This window comes from Bordetella tumulicola (assembly GCF_054779135.1).
Genome location: NZ_BAAGYU010000006.1, coordinates 711,193 through 730,763 on the forward strand (window position 1 = coordinate 711,193; position 19,571 = coordinate 730,763).

Consider the following 19,571-nt stretch of genomic DNA (forward strand, 5'->3'; position numbering starts at 1 on the left):
ACCCTTCGTTGGGTGGAATGTACGGAACACACCATTATGTACAGTGCGTGTAACGTTCTTGTATGCGAGGGATAAGCAAGTGCAAGCCAGCCACACAGAACGTAACAACAACCAGCGCTTAACCACGCGCACAGAATGGACTGATTGTAATGCTATCCCCAAGTTTACTAGGGGCAAACCATGCGCAGTCCGGCAAACATTTTTAGATAACGTCAGAAAGGCGCCGGGTCGCCGGATCATACCGATGACCAGGCCCACTGAAGTCGACTTTCCTGCCTCTCACTAAAAATTAGGGACGGAAGAATTTTGCTTAAAAAAAAGCCCGAGATCGTAAGATCTCGGGCTAAATCCACCAAAGGAGGAGGGTGGAGGAGACAACCGGGGCATGTTGAGGTGAACACTGCATCAGGTTCGACCGCTACGCATCGGGGTGACTCACCGCGCCGACTGCGTTTTCAACATCCATGTACGAATATTAGCGCATCGTTTTGTGCGATGCAAGATATTTTTTGGGGTGATGTATTTACCGGGTTTTCGCGTTGCAAATTCGCGTCACCCCTGATCAATGCGGCGTAATTATTGGGTTACAGGTCAGACAGGGTTTGTAGCAAAAGGGTAAACCCTTGAGGATTTACCCTATAAAACTCAAGCACTTATATGCGCGTAATCCAGATGCCCGCGATGCTTTTTCGTGATCAATGGTGCGTCGCAGCAATACTGTATCAGGTCATCAAAGCCGATACGCGGTCGTCGTCATGACCCGGGACATGGCGCGCATCAATCCTCGCACCGGCGCAGGCAGGGAAACACCCCCCGCATTTTCCGCGTTGGCGCGGTGCTGAGCCTCGTCGGCCTTCATTTTGTTCACAATCTCACGCGAGCGCTGATCCGTGTCGGGAAGGCTGCTCAAATGCCCGTCGAGGTGCTCTTCGACTTGGCGCTCGGTTTCCGCCATAAAGCCCAGATTGCGCGCGGTGCCGGCATAGCTGGCCAACATTCCCAGCGTAAATGAGCCCGCATACCAAACCGGGTTGAGCAAACTGGGGCGGCTGCCGAGCTCTTCGAGGCGTTGGGAACACCAGGCCAAATGATCGACTTCCTCGGCGGCAGCGTCGAGCAACAACGCTTTGACCGGCGCCTCGCGGCAAACTGCCGCCTGGCCTCGGTAAAGTGCCTGCGCGCAAACCTCACCCACATGGTTGACACGCATCAGGCCCGCCGCGTGGCGCTTTTCCCGGTCGGACAAGGCGGGATTCGGTTCTGGTGCCTCGGCCGGATAAGGGCGTGACGCGGTCGCCGCACCCGTCAACACACGCAACGCTCGATCGACTTCAGCAAACAAAGGGTCAAGTGGGCCGCGCCGGCGGGAAAACGGAGCAAAATCAGACAACGTGGGAACAGCAGACATGAACGAGACTCCTGAGTAACTTCCCCACCCTGCGATAGGCTGGGACTGTCCTGCATACTAGGGATTGTACGGAAACAGAGAAACGCAATCTCCCAAGGCAAGAACGGTCGGCGGACGCGATCTGGCCTGCCTCGACCGGGGTAGGTCCGACCTGTGCACCACCGGTTATCATCACTCTTTGCTTGCGAATTACCCACAAGGAATTTTTCTCATGGATTGCACGATCAACTGGGGTGGCCCGGACGGCATGCTCTTCGTGGCCCAAACGGGCAGCGGTCATATTGCCACCATGGATGGCGCGGTCGAAGGGGGTGGCAACGATCTGGCGCCCCGACCGATGGAACTGCTCTTGGCGGGTACCGGCGGCTGCACGGCTTACGATGTCGTCTTGATCCTTAAGCGCGGCCGTCATGCCGTGTCGGGCTGCAGCGTCAAACTATCCGCCGAGCGCGCCGACACCGACCCCAAGGTCTTCACCCGCATTCACTTTGCGTTCACGGTCACAGGTAAAAACCTGCCGCGTACCGCCGTCGAGCGCGCGGTGCAGTTGTCGCATGAAAAATATTGCTCGGCCTCCGCGATGCTGGAAAAAACGGCAGAACTGACCTTCTCGGTAGAGATCGTCGACCCCCAGGAAACACCGGCCGCCTAAAAAAGGCAGCCGCAGAAAAACCGCTCCTCGACCGCCCCACCGCCACGCCCGCTTTGCCGGGCGGAACGCTATGAAACAATACCTCTCGCTCATTCAATCCATCCTCGACCATGGTGCATGGCAGGAAAACCGCACAGGTGTGCGCACGCTGTCGCTTCCCGGCGCGGCACTGCGTTTTGACCTGCAACAAGGGTTCCCTGCCGTTACCACCAAAAAACTGGCGTTCAAATCGGCGATCGGCGAATTGGTAGGGTTCATGCGCGGCGCGCGTAGCGCGGCCGACTTTCGGGCGCTGGGGTGCAAAGTCTGGGACCAGAATGCCAATGACAATGCCGCGTGGCTAGCCAATCCGTATCGCGAAGGACCCGACGACCTGGGTCCGGTCTACGGCGTGCAATGGCGGCAGTGGCCCGCCTACAAGTTGCTGCCCCGCACGAACACCGGACAAATCCAGGATGCGTTGAGCCGAGGCTACCGGCAGGTCGCCGAGCCTGACGAAAACGGGGTAGCCCACGTGTTGCTTTATAAGGCGGTGGACCAGTTGCGCCAGTGCCTGGATACCATCCACAGCAACCCTCAAGATCGCCGCATTCTGTTTCACGGCTGGAACTGGGCACAGATCGAAGAGATGGCGCTGCCGCCGTGCCACTTGCTCTATCAATTTCTGCCCAACGCCAGTACGCGCGAAATCTCGCTGTGCTTGTATATCCGCTCTAACGATGTGGGGTTGGGTACGCCGTTCAACCTCACAGAAGGCGCTGCGCTGCTGCATCTGGTTGGTCGGCTGACTGGCTATAAGCCGCGCTGGTTTTCGTATTTCATCGGCGATGCGCACATCTACGAAAATCACTTGCCGATGCTGCGCGAGCAACTGACGCGCGAGCCCTACGAAGCGCCCCAACTGGTCTTGAGTGATCGTATTCCGGATTACGCCATAACCGGGAACTACGAACCGCAGTGGCTGGAACAAGTCATACCCACGGATTTCTCGCTCGAAGGCTACCAACACCACCCCGCGTTGACCGCGCCGATGGCGGTATAACGCGCGATCCCCAAGCAGATACCATGTCCCCGCGCCTGACTCTCATCGTCGCCTACGCCGATAATCGCACCATTGGTCGCGACAACACCCTGCCCTGGAAACTGCCGGGCGATCTCGCCCATTTCAAACGCACCACGTTAGGCAGCCCCATCATCATGGGCCGCAAAACCTGGGAGTCATTGGGACGGCCGCTGCCAGGTCGCACAAACGTCGTTGTCAGCCGCAATGCGGACTATGCGGCCGAAGGCGCCGTGGTCACGCCAACCCTGCCAGCCGCAATCGAAGCCTGCGGCGATGTCGATGAGGCGTATGTCATTGGGGGGGCACAGATCTATGCACAGGCTCTGCCACTGGCGCAACGCGTGATCGCCACCGAGGTCCATGCGCAAATCCAGGGCGATGCGTTCTTTCCACCGTTGCCCGACGAGGATTGGCACGAGATTTCTCGCCAACCCCAAGCGGCTGAAAACGGCTATGCCTACGATTTTGTGGTGTACGAACGTCGCACGTGATCGCGGTAGGTATTGCCCCTGATTCGGCAGCGGCCGCACAGACGCACAGGCGCGCTAACCCTTGCCTGTTCTTGCGCGCGCCAAGAATTGCCATAGCTGCGGTGCCTGAGAATACGCGACGTTAAAACGTATCCAGGGAACATCGGCCTCGCCAGGGTCGAAGTAAGATCCCGGCGCCAGCCAGATGCCGTCTTTCAACGCCCCCTCGGCCAACGCATTCGCGCCTTGCGTCGGGTCTGGCGCAAAGCCCTGCGCGGCATCTACCTCGGGCAAACGCGCCCACAGAAACAAGCCCGCCTGCGGTCGCGCCCAGACCTGCATGTCCAATGCGTCCATCTGCTGGGACACCACGGCATGCGCCTGCGCCAGACGTTCACGCGTGCGCACGATGTGTGCACGAAAGCGCCCTTCGCGTATCACCTGATACACCACGCGCTCCATGATTTCGGGAGACGTCAGCCCGACGGCCATCTTGGTTCGGGCGAGATCGCGTATCAAATCCCGGTGCGCGGCGATGTAGCCCACTCGGACCGACGGGCTGATGACTTTGGAATAGCCACCCAGATAGACCACTCGCTGCGCACCGTCGAGCGCTGCCAACAGCGGCGCCGCGCCCGACATCAATTCGCGGGAGATATCATCCTCGATCACCCAAAAATCATGTTGTTGTGCCGTCTGCAGCACCTGGAACGCATTCGCCATACTCATGACCGCGCCCGATGGATTTTGCAGCACGGTATTGACGAACAAGGCACGCGGCCGATGTGTCGCCGCGGCATGCGCCAGCGCCTCGCAATCCAGACCCGCTACCGTGCACGGCACGCCGACGACGCGCACCCCCGCCAAACGAAGCAGCGGCAGCAAATTCGCATAACAGGGCTGCTCGACCAACACCGTATCCCCGGGCCGCAGCAGTGTACGAATCACCAAGTCCAGACCGTGCGTCACACCATGGGTAAGCACCACTTGATCCATCGCCACGTCCAGACCGTGCGTTGCCAGCGCGACCGCAACTGCTTCACGCAGCGGTGCATAACCGTAGGGGTGCCCATAGCCCGCAATACGCAGCGCCGGCACACGCCCCAGATGCCGCAGCGCCAGGTGCAAGCCTTCCTGGTTCAGCCACTCGCCCGGCAACCACCCGCAGCCGGACTTGATGGAGATGGATTGATCCGCATAAATGTCTGACAACAACCAAGCCGCGCTTCGCCGGGGGGGCTGCCAAGACGTCGGCATCGACTCGGTGCCGGCCTTGATCCTGGGCGCCACCCGATAACCGGCCCCCTGTCGGGCCGCCAACCACCCCTGCGCCGCCAGGCGGCTATACGCGCCCGCGACCGTAAACGTGCTGAGCTGATACTGGCGGGCAAACTCACGTACCGACGGCACCGGCATACCAGGACGCAGCGTCTGCGCCTGAATCGCGGACACGTAGGCATCAACCACCTGGTCCACCAGGGTGGGTCTCTGATTACGCGTACGAATCGGCTGAAAATCAATCATGGCAAGAATAAAAATGACGTTGCCCGCGGCCTGCGAGCCGCTGGGAGGCGGCGTTCTCAGAGTTAACTATACAGTTAATAGATTATGACCAATACAGTTATCAATATTTGGATGAATTGTATATTTTCATCCTGACGCCACACGCTCAGAATGGATAGCGTCCTGCCGCGCACCTATCCCTCGCCGCGTCAATGTCGGCGCACCGCGCAGATCTACCTGGAGTCCGTCTCATGAATGCCCCCCTGCCCGATCTGTCCCACCTGTGGATGCCCTTTACGGCCAACCGCCAGTTCAAAAATCAGCCACGCCTGTTGGCCAGCGCCAAAGGGATGCATTACACGTCGGTAGACGGACGCCAGATCCTGGACGGCACGGCCGGCCTGTGGTGCGTGAATGCCGGCCATTGCCGCGAAGAAATCGTACAGGCGATTGCCACCCAAGCGGGCGAGATGGACTACGCGCCCGGTTTTCAGCTTGGTCACCCCCTTGCCTTCGAAGCCGCCACAGCAGTCGCCAGTCTCATGCCTGAAGGCATGGACCGCATCTTCTTCACGAACTCGGGCTCGGAGTCCGTGGATACCGCCCTGAAAATTGCCCTGGCTTATCACCGCGCCCGTGGTGAAGGCCAGCGTACGCGCCTGATTGGCCGCGAACGGGGTTATCACGGCGTCGGGTTTGGCGGCATCTCCGTCGGCGGTATTTCGCCCAACCGCAAAACCTTCTCCGGGGCGCTGCTACCCGCGGTTGATCATCTGCCCCACACGCACAACCTGGAACAGAACGCTTTCTCCAAGGGCCAACCCGCCTGGGGTGAGCAATTGGCCGACGATCTCGAACGCATCGTCGCGCTGCACGACGCCTCCACGATTGCCGCCGTCATTGTCGAACCCATGGCAGGATCGACGGGCGTGCTCATTCCGCCCAAAGGCTATCTGGAGCGTCTGCGCGCCATCACCGCGAAATACGGCATCCTGTTGATTTTCGACGAAGTCATTACCGGCTACGGTCGACTGGGCGCCGCCACCGCCAGTGAATTTTTTGGCGTGACACCCGATCTGATCGCCATGGCCAAGGGCATCAGCAACGCCGCCGTGCCTGCGGGCGCCGTCGCCGTCAAACGTGATGTGCATGACGCCGTCATCAACGGCGCGCAAGCGGGTATCGAGTTTTTCCATGGCTATACCTACTCTGCCCACCCCCTCGCCGCTGCCGCCATCCTGGCTACGCTTGATATCTACAAGCGCGAACAGCTCTTTAAGCGCGCACGCGAACTGTCGCCCACGTTTGAAGCCGCGGCGCACGCGCTCAAAGATGTACCCAACGTCATTGACATTCGCAGCCTCGGTCTCGTCGCCGGCATCGAACTCTCTCCGCGCGACGGCGCACCTGGCGCGCGCGCTGCCGAAGCCTTCCAGAAATGCTTCGACAACGGCCTCATGGTTCGCTATACCGGCGACACCTTGGCCGTCTCGCCTCCGTTGATCATTGAGGCATCGCAAATTACCGAACTTTTCCAAACCATCAGAAATGTCCTGACAGAAATCGCCTGAACGAGCGATACGTCTCACGAAGAAGCCCCAAAGAGGGGCTTCTTCGCCTTCCGCCTTACCAGAACGCAACGGTATCCGGGCAAAGCCTTATTGCCCAACCCTTGTATCTTCCGCAGAATCCCCTTAGTTAACTCTTGAACACCTATCAACAACGCACGGCCTTTACATGAAGGATGGCTCCGATGCGCATCGGGATCGGCGGGTTCCAGCACGAAACCAATACTTTTGCACCCTCTCGCGCCACATGGGAAGAATTCGCTGACAAGGGCGGGGGCTGGCCAAAACTGGTCTCCGGCGCAGCATTATTCGATGCCGTAGCCGGCGCAAATATCCCCGTCGCCGGTTTCATCGACGCCATGCAGGCCCATGCGCTGCTCCCCACGACCTGGGCCGCTGCGAGCCCCTCCGGTTATGTCACTCGCGACGCCTACGAGCGCATTAGCGGCATGATTCTTGACGGTCTGAAGCAAGCGATGCCCCTGGACGGTGTTTATCTGGACTTGCACGGCGCCATGGTGGCGGAACACCACGACGACGGCGAAGGAGAACTCTTGCGTCGAGTGCGCGCACTGGTCGGCCCCACCGTGCCGATCGTGGCCAGCCTCGACCTGCATGCCAACGTCACGCGCGCCATGATTGCGCATGCCGACAATCTCGTGTGCTATCGCACCTATCCACACATCGACATGGCCGAGACCGGCCAGCGTGCAGCGCAGTTGCTCGATCGTCGCCTTGAGGGGATGCCGCGTCCCTACGTGGCCCTGCGCAATATTCCGTATTTGATCTCGTTGTGCTGGCAATCGACGGACATCGAACCCGCGAATAGTCTGTACCAGTTGCTCGATGATCTCGAATCCCGTGAACCCACTGTCAGTCTGTCATTTGCCACGGGTTTTCCGGCGGCGGATTTTCCGGAATGTGCACCCGCCGTCTGGGCATACGGCGATACCCAAGCAGATGCTGATGCGGCGGCCAATACGATGCAACGCGCCGTCCTGAATGCGGAAGACGATTTCGGCGGCAAGATTCTGACCGCTGATGAAGCCGTACAAACGGCGCTGTCCCTGGCAAGCACCAGCACACGTCCCATCATCATCGCCGATGTTCAGGATAATCCCGGCGCGGGAGGCAGCTCTGACACGACGGGTATTCTGCGTGCATTGATACGTCACGGCGCAAGCAATGCCGCTATCGGCCTTATTGTGGATCCGGCCGCGGCATTGGCCGCCCATCGTGCCGGCGCCGGAAACACGGTTCGCATCGCACTGGGCGGGCACTCGGGCATCCGTGATGATGCCCCTATCGAAGCCGATTACGTCGTCGAAAAAATCTCTGATGGACGCTTCGATACGCACGGCGCGTTTTATCGGGGCTTTCACATGGATCTGGGTCCCAGCGCCTGCCTGCGCATCAACGACGTGCGCATTATCGTTGCATCAAACAAAGTGCAAATGGCGGACCAGGAAATGTTCCGTTTTGCCGGCATCGAACCCACGCGTCAGGCCATACTTGTCCTGAAAAGCTCGGCGCATTTTCGGGCTGACTTTACGTCTATCGCGCAAACCATCTTGGTCTGCTCGTCGCCGGGGTCCATGTTGATGGACGCCGCACAGCAACCATGGACACGACTGCGCCACGGCATCAGAATGTCGCCTTGCGGTCCTGCTTTTTCAGCCAATTCGGCAACCGTCTGAGCAGCGCCGCACCGGCGATGCCATCGAATCATGCGGCCGCTCCAACGCCGTTCTACAACCGAAAGGAGAGTTTCATGTTGAAGTTTGTTCGTGCGGCCGTCTTGGCCGGTGCAACAGTCTTGGCAATGAGCAGCGTGGCACAGGCTGAAACCGTTATCCGGGCAGTCATGCACTCTCCCCTGCGCCTGACCGATCCCCACGCCACGACCGCCTACATCACGACGTGGCATGGCTACATGATTTACGACACGTTGCTGGCCACCGACGCCAACAACAAGATCCAGCCGCAGATGCTCGAAAAATGGAACGTCTCGGACGACGGCAAAACCTACACGATGACGCTGCGGGCCGGTCTCAAGTGGCATGATGGCAAGCCCGTCAAAGCCGAAGACTGTGTCGCCTCTATCAAGCGCTGGGCGGCCAACGACGGCATGGGACGCACGCTGCTGAAGTTCGTCTCCAGCATCGACGTGATCGACGACCAGAGCTTTCGCATCGTCATGACCGAGCCCACGGACCTGGCGTTGCGCGCGTTGTCCAAGCCCACCGGCACTGCGGCGTTCATGATGCCCAAACGTGTCGCCGAGACACCGATCGGCACGCCCATCACGGACATGACGGGTTCGGGCCCCTTCAAAGTCGCCGAGTTCAAGCCGGGCGTCACCACGGTCTACGTTAAAAACACCGACTACGTGCCTCGCAAAGAACCCGCCAGCGGCCTGGCAGGCGGCAAAGTCGTCAACGTAGACAAAGTCGTCTGGAATGTCATGCCCGATGCCCTGACCACGGCCAACGCCCTCATGGGCGGCGAACTCGATTATGTCGAGCAGTTCCCGTACGACCTGCTTCCCATGCTGGACGGTAACGACGAATTCAAAGTCGAATCGCTCAGCCCGGTCGGGTACTTCACGATGTATCGCTTTAACTTCAAATACCCGCCCTTTGACAACAAGAAAATCCGTCAGGCCGCTATGTACGCCATTGGCCAGGAAGACGTGATGAAGGCCCTGGTCGGCAATCCCAAGTATTACCAGACCTGCGCCTCGCTATGGGGTTGCGGTACACCATTCGAAACCGATATAGGCAAAGACATGGTCGTACCCTCCAACATCGAAAAAGCCAAGGCGCTGCTAAAAGAAGCCGGCTACGACAACACGCCCATTCTGGTCATGCACGCCACCGACGTGGGTACCCTCAGCCCGCAACCTGTCGTCATGGCCCAGGCCCTGCGCAAAGCCGGCTTTAACGTGAACCTGGCCGCCATGGACTGGCAGACGGTCGCCACGCGTCGCGCCTCCAAGGCCGCGCCGGATGCGGGTGGCTGGAACGTGCACAATACCAACTGGTATGCGACCGACATCATGGATCCCGTGCGCTCCGCCCCGGCTGCGGCCAACGGTGACAGCGCCTGGTTTGGCTGGCCCGACTTTCCTGAAATCGAGGCCCTGCGCACGAAGTTCGCGCTGACGTCCGATCCGGCCGAGCAAAAGAAAATCGCCGACGAAGTCCAGCGCATCGGCATCGAAGAGGGCCTGTATGTTCCGTTGGGCCAAATGTCCGTCCCGACGGCATACTCAACCAAGCTGAGTGGGCTGGTGCACGCGCCCATCATGGCGTTCTGGAACGTCAAGAAAGCGCCTTGAAAAGGCAAGCCTGGACATGCTGGTTTTTATTCTGCGTCGACTACTGGCCACGATCCCGGTTCTGATCCTGGTGGCCGTCGTCGTCTTTGCGATCCTTCGTCTCAGCCCCGGGGACCCGGCCGCCATCATGGCCGGGGATGCCGCGACCGCTGAACACATTCAACAAATCCGTCAGGTCATGGGGCTGGATCAACCCCTGATCAAACAGTTTTTCCTGTGGACGGGCCGATTATTGCAAGGTGACTTTGGCACCTCGTTGATGTCGGGCGTGCCCGTCAGCCAACTGATCGGACAGCGCATGGAACCCTCGCTCAGTGTGGCCGTACTGACCCTGCTGTTCACACTGATCGTGGCGATACCACTCGGGATACTGGCCGCATGGAAACAAGGCCGTTTGCTTGATCGCATGGTCATGGGCTTTTCGGTGCTGGGTTTTTCGGTGCCGGTCTTTGTGACGGGTTATCTGCTGATCTGGGTCTTTGCCCTCGAACTGGATTGGTTCAAGGTTCAGGGGTATACGCCGCTGTCGAGCGGTTTCTGGCCCTTTCTGCATCGCCTCATTTTGCCATCGCTCGCCCTGTCGACCATCTACGTCGCGCTGATCGCGCGGATCACCCGCACCAGCGTCATCGAGGTCATGGGCGAAGACTTCATCCGCACGGCGCGCGCAAAAGGCCTTGGCGAAACCGGGGTGTTGCTGGGACACGCCTTACGCAATGCCGCGGTACCGATCGCAACCATCATCGGCGTCGGCATTGCCCTGTTGATCAGCGGCGTCGTCGTCACTGAATCCGTTTTCAATATTCCGGGTCTGGGACGCCTGGTCGTCGAGGCGGTCCTCGCGCGTGACTATCCTGTCATCCAGGGGCTGACGCTGTTCTTCGCCTTTGTTTATGTATTTATCAATTTGATCGTCGATTGCGCCTACACGCTGTTCGACCCGCGTATCAGGTATTGACGATGACCAAACCGACCAACCCCGTTTCTGCCCAAGCGCCAAATGCTCTCCCGCCGTCCACGGCCTGGCTGCGCGTGCGCCAGGGCCTGAAAAGCTGGCCCGTATTGCTAGCGCTGGCGATACTCCTGATGATTGTCGCCACCGCCATCCTGGCGCCGTGGGTGGGGACCACAGACCCCATCGCCATCGATCCAGGCAACCGGCTCAAACGTCCATTCACGGTTTCGTTCCTGGGGACCGATGCGTTTGGCCGGGACCTCTGGTCGCGTGTCGTGTACGGCGCCCGCATTTCGCTCATTGCCGGCCTGGGCGCGGCGGTCATCAGTGTCGTCCTGGGATTGATCATCGGCGTGACGGCGGGATGGTTTCGCCGACTCGACGGTCTTATCATGCGCACGATGGACGCCATCATGGCGATCCCGGGCATCTTGCTGGCGATTTCTCTGGTGGCCGTTACCGGGGCCAGTCTGACCACGGTGCTGGTCGCCATCACGATCCCGGAAATCCCCCGGGTCGTACGATTGGTGCGCGGCCAGATCCTCAGCGTGCGCGGCGAGCCCTATGTCGAGGCCGCGCTGGCCCTGGGCACCCCGCTGCCATTGCTGTTATGGCGTCATATGGTGCCCAGCACGATCGCGCCGCTGACCGTGCAAGGCACCTACGTTTTCGCATCGGCCATGCTGACCGAGGCCATTCTCAGCTTTCTGGGCGCCGGCATACCGCCCGAGATCCCGTCCTGGGGCAACATCATGTCCGAAGGCCGCATGTACTTTCGTATGCTGCCCGGCCTGATTCTGTTCCCCGGCCTGTTCTTGTCGCTGACAGTATTGAGCGTCAACATCCTGGGAGACGCCCTGCGCGATGCGCTGGACCCCAAAATGGCACGCAGGATCTAACGTCATGGCCTATACCCCGCATCCTCCCCCCGGCGATACCACCGATGCCGTCCTGGCGATCCGTAATTTGTCGGTTGCCGTCATCGGTGCCAGCCAGCAGGTCGTGCGCAATCTGAGCCTGGATGTCCATGCCGGCGAAACGGTCTGCGTCGTCGGCGAGTCAGGTTCGGGAAAATCAGTCAGCTCGTTAGCCGTCATGGGCTTGCTGCCACAGGGCGTGCTGCAACCCAGCGGCGCCATTCGTGTCGAAGGCGAGGACGTCCTGAGCGCCACGCCGAAACGCTTGCGCGAATTGCGCGCCACCCGCATGGCCATGGTGTTTCAAGAACCCATGACGGCGCTCAATCCCGTCCACACGGTCGGCGCCCAGGTCGATGAGGTTCTGAGGCTCCATCGCCGCATGTCCCGCTCGCAACGGCGCAACAAGGTCCTGGACATGTTCCGTTCCGTGCATTTGCCGGACGTCGAGCGCATCTACGACTCGTACCCGCATCAGTTGTCCGGTGGCCAACGCCAGCGCATCGTCATCGCAATGGCCCTCATTCTGGAGCCACGCCTGCTCATCGCCGACGAGCCCACGACCGCTCTGGATGTCACTACGCAAAAGCAAATCCTGGCGCTCATCAAAGAGCTGCAGACCAAACATCGCACCGCCGTGTTATTCATCACACACGATTTTGGCGTCGTCGCCGAGATCGCGGATCGCATTGTGGTCATGAATCGCGGCGATCTGATCGAGACGGGGACACGCGACGACATTCTGGCCCGCCCCCAACAAAGCTATACCCGCCGACTGGTGTCGTCCGTTCCCAGTTTGATTCCCCAACAGCGGCAGGCGCTGACAGGTACCCCCGTGCTGCGTGTCCAGGGTCTGGGCCGCGACTATGTCGATAAGCGCCCCTTTTGGGCCGGCGGCGCACGCAAAGTCCCCGCCGCGCAAGACGTCAATCTGATTTTGCACAAGGGCGAGATCCTGGGTATCGTCGGCGAATCGGGGTCAGGAAAGTCCACGGTCGCGCGTTGTATCCTGCGCTTGATCGAACCCTCGACCGGCAGTGTGCTGATGGGCAACGACGATATCGCTACCTTGTCCGGCGCTCAGCTTCACCCGGTACGCCAACGTATCCAGATCGTTTTTCAAGATCCCTATCGTTCGCTCAACCCGCGCCGCAAAATTGGCGAGTCCGTCATCGAAGGGCTGTTGAATTTTGGCGAGTCACGCGACAACGCAGTGGCCAAGGCAGTCGAAACGCTGCGGATTGTCGGGTTGGACGCCGACGCCATGCAACGCTATCCCCATCAATTTTCCGGAGGGCAGCGACAGCGTATTTGCATTGCTCGTGCCCTGGTCATGGAACCCGAGGTGCTCGTGGCCGACGAGGCCGTCTCGGCACTGGACGTCTCAGTCCAGGCACAAGTCCTGGAGCTCCTGGAACAAATCCGCCAACGCACTGGCGTGGGCGTGCTGTTCATCACGCACGACCTGCGAGTAGCCGCGCAAATCTGCGACACCATCCTCGTCATGCAACGCGGGCAAGTCGTAGAAACCGGCGCGGCCAACGTCGTGCTCACGCAGCCCGTCCATGATTACACGCGCACCCTGATCGACGCGGCCCCTGGACGGGACTGGGACTTTCAGCATTTTCGACCGCGCGCGGTGGCGTCACCCATCGCCACAAGTAACGCGTAGCCCCCACAAGCAACACAAAGGAACACGACATGCGCTGGCTGTTGGCAATGATCAAACATGAGACCAATACCTTTTCCCCGGTACCAACGCCGCTTGAGCGGTTTTTCCGTGGCAACCCCGAGATTCTGGCCGGCGAGCGCGCCATTCATGCCTACGAGAACACTGACAGCGGCCTGGGAGGCTATATCGAGATCGCGCGCCGCGAAGGCGCGGAAATCGTGGTGCCCGTCGCCGCGGAATCGTGGCCTAGCGCCCCTACCGACGCCGGCACGTACGACCGGCTATGCGGTCTCATCCTGGATGAAGTGCGGCATGGGGGATACGACGCGATTCTGCTGGACCTGCACGGCGCCATGGTGGCAGAAGGCGTCGAAGACGCCGAAGGCAATCTGCTGCGTCGCCTGCGCGAGATCGATCCCAACACACCTGTGGCGGTCACGCTGGACATGCATGCCAACATCTACGATGACATCGTACGCCATGCCACCGTCGTGACCGGTTTTCATACCTACCCACACATCGACATTCGCGCCGCAGGCGTACGCGCGGCCGACACCATTGCCCGCACCCTCAAAGGCGAAATTCGCCCGGTCATGACGTGGGCGAACAAGCCCATGCTGCCGCACATCATGTGCCAAGGCACCCATGCCGAGCCCAACAAGTCCCTCCAGGAACGCTGCAGGACGCTCGAGTCGCAAGGGGTGCTGGCCGCTTCCGTTTTCGTCGGTTTTCCTCATGCCGACATCAGCGAGGCTGGCCTGAGCGCCGTCATATGCACGGATGGCGACCTACCGGTCGCCGAACGCTATCGCGATGAACTCCTGGATGCCGCCTGGCAGGCGCGCGAACAGTGGGTTTTTCATTGTGAACCACTGTCGCCCGCCATCGCGCGGGCCAAGGCCATTGAACAAAGCGCCCACGCTGCGCCTTCGGCTGGCTGCCCCCCAGGGGGAAACGTTTTGCCTTGGGGCGGCCCGGCGGCAAAACAAGACCCCCACGCTGCGCCTTCGGCTGGCTGCCCCCCTGGGGGGAACGTTTTGCCTTGGGGCGGCCCGGCGGCAAAACAAGGCCCCGTCATTTTGCTGGATCACTTTGACAACACCGGCTCGGGCGGCACCATGGATACCACCGAGGTGTTGGCCGAAATCCTGCGTCAAGATTTAGACAACGTAGCGTTCTACGCCCTGTGCGATCCCGAAGCCGCACGCCAGGCCGCTGCCGCCGGTGTCGGCGCCGAAATCACCTTGCAAATGGGCGCCAAAGTCCCCATGCCGGCACTGAAACAGCAAAGCCAGACCCTGGCCGTAAAGGGTAGAGTCAAACTGGTTTTTGACGGTGTCTACGTAAACCGCGGCCCGATGTATCGCGGGGTGCGTAACGACACTGGGCTGACTGTCGTCTTCGATACAGGCAAAGTCGAGATTGTCCTCATTTCGCGCCACCAAGAGCCCTTCGATGTCAATTGCCTGCTTTCGGTGGGGATTGACCCGCTGCAGAAACGCTATGTCGCGCTGAAAAGCCGCATCCACTGGCGGGCGGGCTTTGCCGATATGGCCACCGAGATCATCGAGTGCACCGGTCTGGGAGTGACGACCTCGGACTACAGTCAAATTGAGTTCAAGCATGTACGGCGGCCAATTTACCCGCTGGATCCGCTATAACGTCCGCTCGCCGTTATACTTTCGCCCAGGCGGCTATCGCCCTCGTCGGGACAGGAGCACCCCTGTCCCGAATGCATTTCAACGAGAATCGGACACGACATGAAAAAGGCAGTAGGAATCACAGCGGGCGTGATCGTCATCGCAGTGGCAGGCTGGCTCGGCACCACCTGGTACACCGGCAAGCGCATCGAGGCAGAAGCACCGGCCCAAGTGACGCAGCTCAACGAAGAACTGGCGAAGATGCTGGGCCACACAGGCTTTGGCGTCGTCGTCGATCAAATGTCCTACGAACGCCATTTTTTCAGCAGCGACGTCCGTTATGGCATCAAACTGACCGCAGTGCCCGGCGATGAAGAGCCGCCCAAGCAGCGGGTCGAAATCGTTGCCCATGTTGAGCACGGCCCCTTCGCCAAGAGCGCACTCGCACGCGGACAATGGGCCCCCAAGCTGGCCTTCATTCATTCCCAGGTTGCGTCAACGGATGACCTCAAACCCGTATTCGAGCTGACCAAGGGTGTTTCCCCCCTGGTTGCAGATACCGTCGTGTCCTATAACGGCGATACCGACGGCTCCGCGACGGTCGCACCGTTCGAGTTCACGGAAGACGGGCAATCGATCAAGTTCAGCGGGGCCACGTCCGAAGGCAGATACCTGCGCGCCACCAAACAAAGCATCGGCACCGTCAACGTCGCCCAACTCGCGATCCGCGCCCTCGAAGACGAGGAACTGGTCAATGCGGAGCTCAACGGCATCTCGATGGATATCGATACCCGGATGGGCCAATTTGACTTCAGCATCGGCAAGTCCAGCGCCAAGATTGATGCCGTCAACATCGAAGTCCAACAGCAGACCATGGACGCTGCGACTGCGGCAGAAGAACAACCGGCCCAGGAGAATGCCGACCCCTCCGCCAGCACCGAACCGGGTGCAGAACAGAGCGTCGAACCGAGTACCGGACAGGGCACCGAAGATCAGGCCTCCGCCGCCGGCGACAAGACCCGTATCGAACTGAAAGATTTGGGTTATACCGTCGACCTCTCGGAAAGCGGCTCCAATCTGGCGATCGCAGCCGGGTATCAAATCGGCAGCATCCTGGTCAACGGCAGTGATTTCGGCAAAGGAAACGCCACGATCAAAGCCGATAAGATCGATGGCAAGGCCGCCTCCGCACTCTCGAAGATTTACAACGAGATGTTGAATGAAATCGCCGAACAGAAAGTAGAGGAAACAGACAGCGCCAAGGCCGACGCACGTCTTATCGAGACCACGAATCAAGTCATCCAGCTCTTGGCCGCGAATCCGACCTTGCGTGTCGATCCTTTCGTATGGCAAACCGCCAAGGGCGAAAGCAATTTGAAGCTGGCCATCGATTTGACCAAACCCGAAAGCCTGGTGCCCGGTCAGGAATTGCCGTCCAATTACGAACAACTGCTGCAGGAAGCGATCAAGTTGATCGACCTGAAGGTCAACGTGTCCAAGCCCATGCTGCAAGATCTGGCTACCCGATATATGGAACGCCAAGGCATCGAGGCCACGATGGCGGCCGAACAAGCCGCGGACCAGGTCAATTCGATGGCGGGGATGGCGGAAATGTTCGGCATCGCCAAAACCGAAGGCGGCAACATGGTGACGACGTTCCACTATGCTGACAACAAGGCCCAGTTGAATGGCGAAGAAATTCCCGTCGACGAATTGTTCGGCACCCTGCTGAGCAGCATTGCAGAGACCGACGACGCCGAAGAAGAAAACACATTGCTGAGCACGCTGGATCCATCCGACATCGCCGCCGCCATCGAGGAGGCAGGCTACGCCTACGAACTCGCAACGTCGGAGAACGGTAGTCCGGTGCTGAAAATCCAGGGCCTTGAAAACGAGGACGACAAGGCGGAGATTGTGTTCGGTGAATGTGAGGACGAGTCGTCCTGCGGTGACATGCGCATGCGTATCGCCGTCAAAACGCCCAGCCCCGTACCTCTGAACGTACTGAACAACTGGAACGCCGACTATGTCACGGGCCGCGCCTATTTGGATAACGAGCGCAACGCCGTCTTCGAAGTCTATGTCAGCGCCTACGGCGGCATCGGCGCAACCAACGTACGCACGTTGGTTTATATGTTCATGGATGCCGTGGCCGGTTTCCCGGCACACGTCAGAGGTGGCATGGCGCAGTAATCCCTGCCTTCGTGCCGCCGCCCAGCGGCGGCACGTCAAAAATGGCACGCATCAATCCATCAGATCGCGCCACTTCACCATGCGCTCGCCCAAGTCGAGCACTTCTCCATCCACACTGAAGCGACCATCGCCCTAGTGGTGGATCAGCCGAGTTTCCTGCCGCACAGGATGGCGATCAATCGGTGAAATCGGTGGCATCCGACGCACCGCGCCAAGCATCCAGATCCTGGCGCACGGTCTGCATCTTCTGCTCGGCCAGCGTATTGGCGATTTTGCCGGCAAACAGATGGACGGGCGGTTCGGCGACGCTGGCTGCCTGCAGAATCAGGGTCGCCAGTTTCTCGGGATCGCCCGCCTGCTGCCCATCCAGTCCATCAAGGTGCAGGTCCAGCGAGGCCTGAGCCTCGGTGTAATCGGCGATCGAACGCTCGGCCACGACCAAGCTGTCCTTGGACAGAAAGCCCGTGCGCACCGGCCCGGGGTAAACCACGGTCGCCTTGATGCCCAGTTCGGCTACTTCGGCAGCCAGCGTTTCGGTCAGCCCCGCCAAGGCGAATTTGCTGCCGACATAGCTACCCCAACCGGCATAGCTGCCTTGAAAGCCGACGATAGAGGCTACGTTGAAGAGATGCCCGCTTCGCTGCTGGCGCAGATGCGGCAAGGCATGGCGTAGCACGCGCAGCGGCGCGAACACATTGACCTCGAAATTGCGGCGCAGTTCGGCATCGGTGAGCGCCTCGATCGTGCCCTGCTGGCCGTAGCCGGCATTGTTCACCACACAGTCGATACGGCCAAAGGTGGCGATGGTTTTCTCGATGGCGGCCTGCACACTCGCCTCGCTTCCCAGGTCGACTTCCAGTGCCAGCAGGCGTGCACGGTCCTCGCCAAGCGCTTGGCGCAAGCTGCTCAGGGTACGTGAGGTGGCGATCACGCCGTCGCCGTTGGCCAGCGCCTGACGAGCCAGGGACAGGCCGATGCCGCGTGCGCCACCGGTGATGAACCAGACCTTTGAGCTCTGTGTTTGCTGTGGCATGTATTGATACTCCTTGTTGTCCCATGACGCCCGAATACGACGGTGCAGGGGATGAATGAACAAGGTGAAATCGTAAGCATGCCGAGCGGATCGGACTAGCTGCAAGGCTCTTGGATCATTGCCTATTCCTATTTTATATATTCGTTCTGGATCAAAATTTATGCGACGATATGGATACTTCCTATTTTTTAAATGACTCCCACCATGAGCGCCGTCGAGCAAGACACGTCAAGGCAGACCGAAATGGCCGCGCTGATCCAACAGCTTGCCCCTCAAGAGGGCCATACGCGGTCTCTACTTGACGGCGTGCGCCTGATGCGTGCCGACCGCTCGCTGGGGCGCACGCCGGTGCTATATGAGCCAAGCATCGTGATCGTTTGCCAGGGCCACAAACGCGGCTACCTAGCGGATCAGGTGTACCACTACGACCCCCAACACTACCTCGTACTGTCGGTACCGCTGCCGTTCTCTACCGAGACCGAAGCCACCCCTGAAGAACCGCTCCTGGCGGTTTCCGTAAAGCTGGACATGACCGCGGTGGCCGACCTCGTCATTGAGGTGGATCATCGCAACAACACATCAGCCACCGCGCCCGTGGGCATCGTTTCTACGCCACTGGACACTGCGCTGGCCGATGCGACAGTGCGCCTGCTCAGGGCATTGCGCTCACCAATCGAAGCCAGAGTATTGGGGCCGTCCATCGTGCGGGAAGTGTGCTTTCGCGTGTTGATGGGCGCGCAAGGCGGGGCCATCAGGGCCGCGCTGGCCAGCCATGGCAATTTCGGCCGGATCGCTCGCGCCTTGCGGCGCATCCACAGCGACTATGCCCAGTCGCTGAACGTCGCTTCGCTGGCAGGCGAAGCAGGACTGAGCATCCCCGCTTTCCATGCGCATTTCAAGGCGGTAGCCGCCACTTCGCCGATCCAGTACATCAAGTCAGTGCGGTTACATCAGGCGCGGTTGTTGATGATCCGCGATGATCTCACCGCTGCGGGGGCAGCCGTGCGTGTCGGCTATGAGAGCGCGTCGCAGTTCAACCGCGAATTCAAGCGGCTCTTTGGCCGCAGCCCAGGGGAAGAGGCGCGAGAAATGCGTTCGGCCTTCGCGCTCATGGCACCCGCGCAACTCGAAGCAGTGGCCGTGACGCATTGATACAG

Annotated in this window: 15 protein-coding genes; 12 read left to right on the top strand and 3 right to left on the bottom strand. The window is 60.0% G+C overall.

The annotated features are described in order from the left end of the window. Positions 1 to 730 precede the first annotated feature (730 nt). Positions 731 to 1,408, bottom strand: coding sequence for a 2-polyprenyl-3-methyl-6-methoxy-1,4-benzoquinone monooxygenase (gene coq7 / locus ACYVDM_RS07315; protein ID WP_415791837.1), 678 nt, complete (start codon positions 1,406 to 1,408; stop codon positions 731 to 733). A gap of 211 nt (positions 1,409 to 1,619) precedes the next feature. Here coq7 and ACYVDM_RS07320 point away from each other — a divergent pair, with 211 nt between their 5' ends. From ACYVDM_RS07320 to ACYVDM_RS07330, 3 genes are all read left to right on the top strand, one after another. After that, entirely contained in the window at positions 1,620 to 2,060 is a 441-nt protein-coding gene (locus ACYVDM_RS07320) for an OsmC family protein (RefSeq protein WP_415791839.1), read from the top strand. A gap of 70 nt (positions 2,061 to 2,130) precedes the next feature. Continuing rightward, positions 2,131 to 3,102 (top strand): thymidylate synthase, encoded by a 972-nt coding sequence (locus ACYVDM_RS07325; RefSeq protein ID WP_415791841.1) that lies wholly within the window; start codon positions 2,131 to 2,133, stop codon positions 3,100 to 3,102. Positions 3,103 to 3,125: 23 nt separating this feature from the next. Continuing rightward, entirely contained in the window at positions 3,126 to 3,614 is a 489-nt protein-coding gene (locus tag ACYVDM_RS07330; RefSeq protein WP_415791843.1) for a dihydrofolate reductase, read from the top strand. A gap of 54 nt (positions 3,615 to 3,668) precedes the next feature. On the opposite strand, the gene ACYVDM_RS07335 is transcribed toward ACYVDM_RS07330, so the two are convergent. Continuing rightward, positions 3,669 to 5,117: an aminotransferase-like domain-containing protein gene (locus ACYVDM_RS07335; RefSeq protein ID WP_415791845.1), complete on the bottom strand. Its 1,449-nt coding sequence runs from the start codon at positions 5,115 to 5,117 to the stop codon at positions 3,669 to 3,671. Between the two features lie 230 nt (positions 5,118 to 5,347). Between ACYVDM_RS07335 and aptA the strand changes: the two genes are divergently transcribed. The 8 genes from aptA (at position 5,348) to ACYVDM_RS07375 (ending at position 17,381) form a co-directional block, all read left to right on the top strand. Then, positions 5,348 to 6,667 (top strand): omega-aminotransferase AptA, encoded by a 1,320-nt coding sequence (gene aptA, locus ACYVDM_RS07340; RefSeq protein ID WP_415791847.1) that lies wholly within the window; start codon positions 5,348 to 5,350, stop codon positions 6,665 to 6,667. 182 nt (positions 6,668 to 6,849) lie between these two features. Beyond that, entirely contained in the window at positions 6,850 to 8,361 is a 1,512-nt protein-coding gene (locus tag ACYVDM_RS07345; protein WP_415791849.1) for a M81 family metallopeptidase, read from the top strand. A gap of 74 nt (positions 8,362 to 8,435) precedes the next feature. After that, on the top strand, positions 8,436 to 10,004 hold the full coding sequence (locus tag ACYVDM_RS07350; RefSeq protein ID WP_415791851.1) for an ABC transporter substrate-binding protein: 1,569 nt from the start codon (positions 8,436 to 8,438) through the stop codon (positions 10,002 to 10,004). A gap of 16 nt (positions 10,005 to 10,020) precedes the next feature. Further along, the gene (locus ACYVDM_RS07355; protein ID WP_415791853.1) at positions 10,021 to 10,962 is read left to right on the top strand and encodes an ABC transporter permease; all 942 of its coding nucleotides are present in this window, start codon (positions 10,021 to 10,023) and stop codon (positions 10,960 to 10,962) included. Between the two features lie 2 nt (positions 10,963 to 10,964). Next, positions 10,965 to 11,858: an ABC transporter permease gene (locus tag ACYVDM_RS07360; RefSeq protein WP_415791855.1), complete on the top strand. Its 894-nt coding sequence runs from the start codon at positions 10,965 to 10,967 to the stop codon at positions 11,856 to 11,858. Positions 11,859 to 11,862: 4 nt separating this feature from the next. Next, complete coding sequence (locus ACYVDM_RS07365; RefSeq protein WP_415791858.1) at positions 11,863 to 13,548, top strand: ABC transporter ATP-binding protein; 1,686 nt, start codon at positions 11,863 to 11,865, stop codon at positions 13,546 to 13,548. A gap of 29 nt (positions 13,549 to 13,577) precedes the next feature. After that, on the top strand, positions 13,578 to 15,209 hold the full coding sequence (locus ACYVDM_RS07370; RefSeq protein ID WP_415791860.1) for a M81 family metallopeptidase: 1,632 nt from the start codon (positions 13,578 to 13,580) through the stop codon (positions 15,207 to 15,209). Between the two features lie 99 nt (positions 15,210 to 15,308). Next, positions 15,309 to 17,381: a DUF945 family protein gene (locus ACYVDM_RS07375; protein ID WP_415791862.1), complete on the top strand. Its 2,073-nt coding sequence runs from the start codon at positions 15,309 to 15,311 to the stop codon at positions 17,379 to 17,381. A gap of 175 nt (positions 17,382 to 17,556) precedes the next feature. Here ACYVDM_RS07375 and ACYVDM_RS07380 read toward each other — a convergent pair whose 3' ends face one another. Further along, positions 17,557 to 18,414 (bottom strand): SDR family oxidoreductase, encoded by an 858-nt coding sequence (locus ACYVDM_RS07380; protein ID WP_415791864.1) that lies wholly within the window; start codon positions 18,412 to 18,414, stop codon positions 17,557 to 17,559. Positions 18,415 to 18,618: 204 nt separating this feature from the next. Between ACYVDM_RS07380 and ACYVDM_RS07385 the strand changes: the two genes are divergently transcribed. After that, positions 18,619 to 19,566, top strand: coding sequence for an AraC family transcriptional regulator (locus ACYVDM_RS07385; RefSeq protein ID WP_415791866.1), 948 nt, complete (start codon positions 18,619 to 18,621; stop codon positions 19,564 to 19,566). Positions 19,567 to 19,571 lie beyond the last annotated feature (5 nt).

Coding starts and splice junctions, on each gene's coding strand:
- ACYVDM_RS07360 (WP_415791855.1), top strand. CDS start 10,965: ATGACCAAACCGACCAACCCCGTTTCTGCCCAAGCGCCAAATGCTCTC.
- ACYVDM_RS07380 (WP_415791864.1), bottom strand. CDS start 18,414: ATGCCACAGCAAACACAGAGCTCAAAGGTCTGGTTCATCACCGGTGGC.
- aptA (WP_415791847.1), top strand. CDS start 5,348: ATGAATGCCCCCCTGCCCGATCTGTCCCACCTGTGGATGCCCTTTACG.
- ACYVDM_RS07335 (WP_415791845.1), bottom strand. CDS start 5,117: ATGATTGATTTTCAGCCGATTCGTACGCGTAATCAGAGACCCACCCTG.
- coq7 (WP_415791837.1), bottom strand. CDS start 1,408: ATGTCTGCTGTTCCCACGTTGTCTGATTTTGCTCCGTTTTCCCGCCGG.
- ACYVDM_RS07355 (WP_415791853.1), top strand. CDS start 10,021: ATGCTGGTTTTTATTCTGCGTCGACTACTGGCCACGATCCCGGTTCTG.
- ACYVDM_RS07325 (WP_415791841.1), top strand. CDS start 2,131: ATGAAACAATACCTCTCGCTCATTCAATCCATCCTCGACCATGGTGCA.
- ACYVDM_RS07370 (WP_415791860.1), top strand. CDS start 13,578: ATGCGCTGGCTGTTGGCAATGATCAAACATGAGACCAATACCTTTTCC.
- ACYVDM_RS07320 (WP_415791839.1), top strand. CDS start 1,620: ATGGATTGCACGATCAACTGGGGTGGCCCGGACGGCATGCTCTTCGTG.
- ACYVDM_RS07375 (WP_415791862.1), top strand. CDS start 15,309: ATGAAAAAGGCAGTAGGAATCACAGCGGGCGTGATCGTCATCGCAGTG.
- ACYVDM_RS07350 (WP_415791851.1), top strand. CDS start 8,436: ATGTTGAAGTTTGTTCGTGCGGCCGTCTTGGCCGGTGCAACAGTCTTG.
- ACYVDM_RS07365 (WP_415791858.1), top strand. CDS start 11,863: ATGGCCTATACCCCGCATCCTCCCCCCGGCGATACCACCGATGCCGTC.
- ACYVDM_RS07385 (WP_415791866.1), top strand. CDS start 18,619: ATGAGCGCCGTCGAGCAAGACACGTCAAGGCAGACCGAAATGGCCGCG.
- ACYVDM_RS07345 (WP_415791849.1), top strand. CDS start 6,850: ATGCGCATCGGGATCGGCGGGTTCCAGCACGAAACCAATACTTTTGCA.
- ACYVDM_RS07330 (WP_415791843.1), top strand. CDS start 3,126: ATGTCCCCGCGCCTGACTCTCATCGTCGCCTACGCCGATAATCGCACC.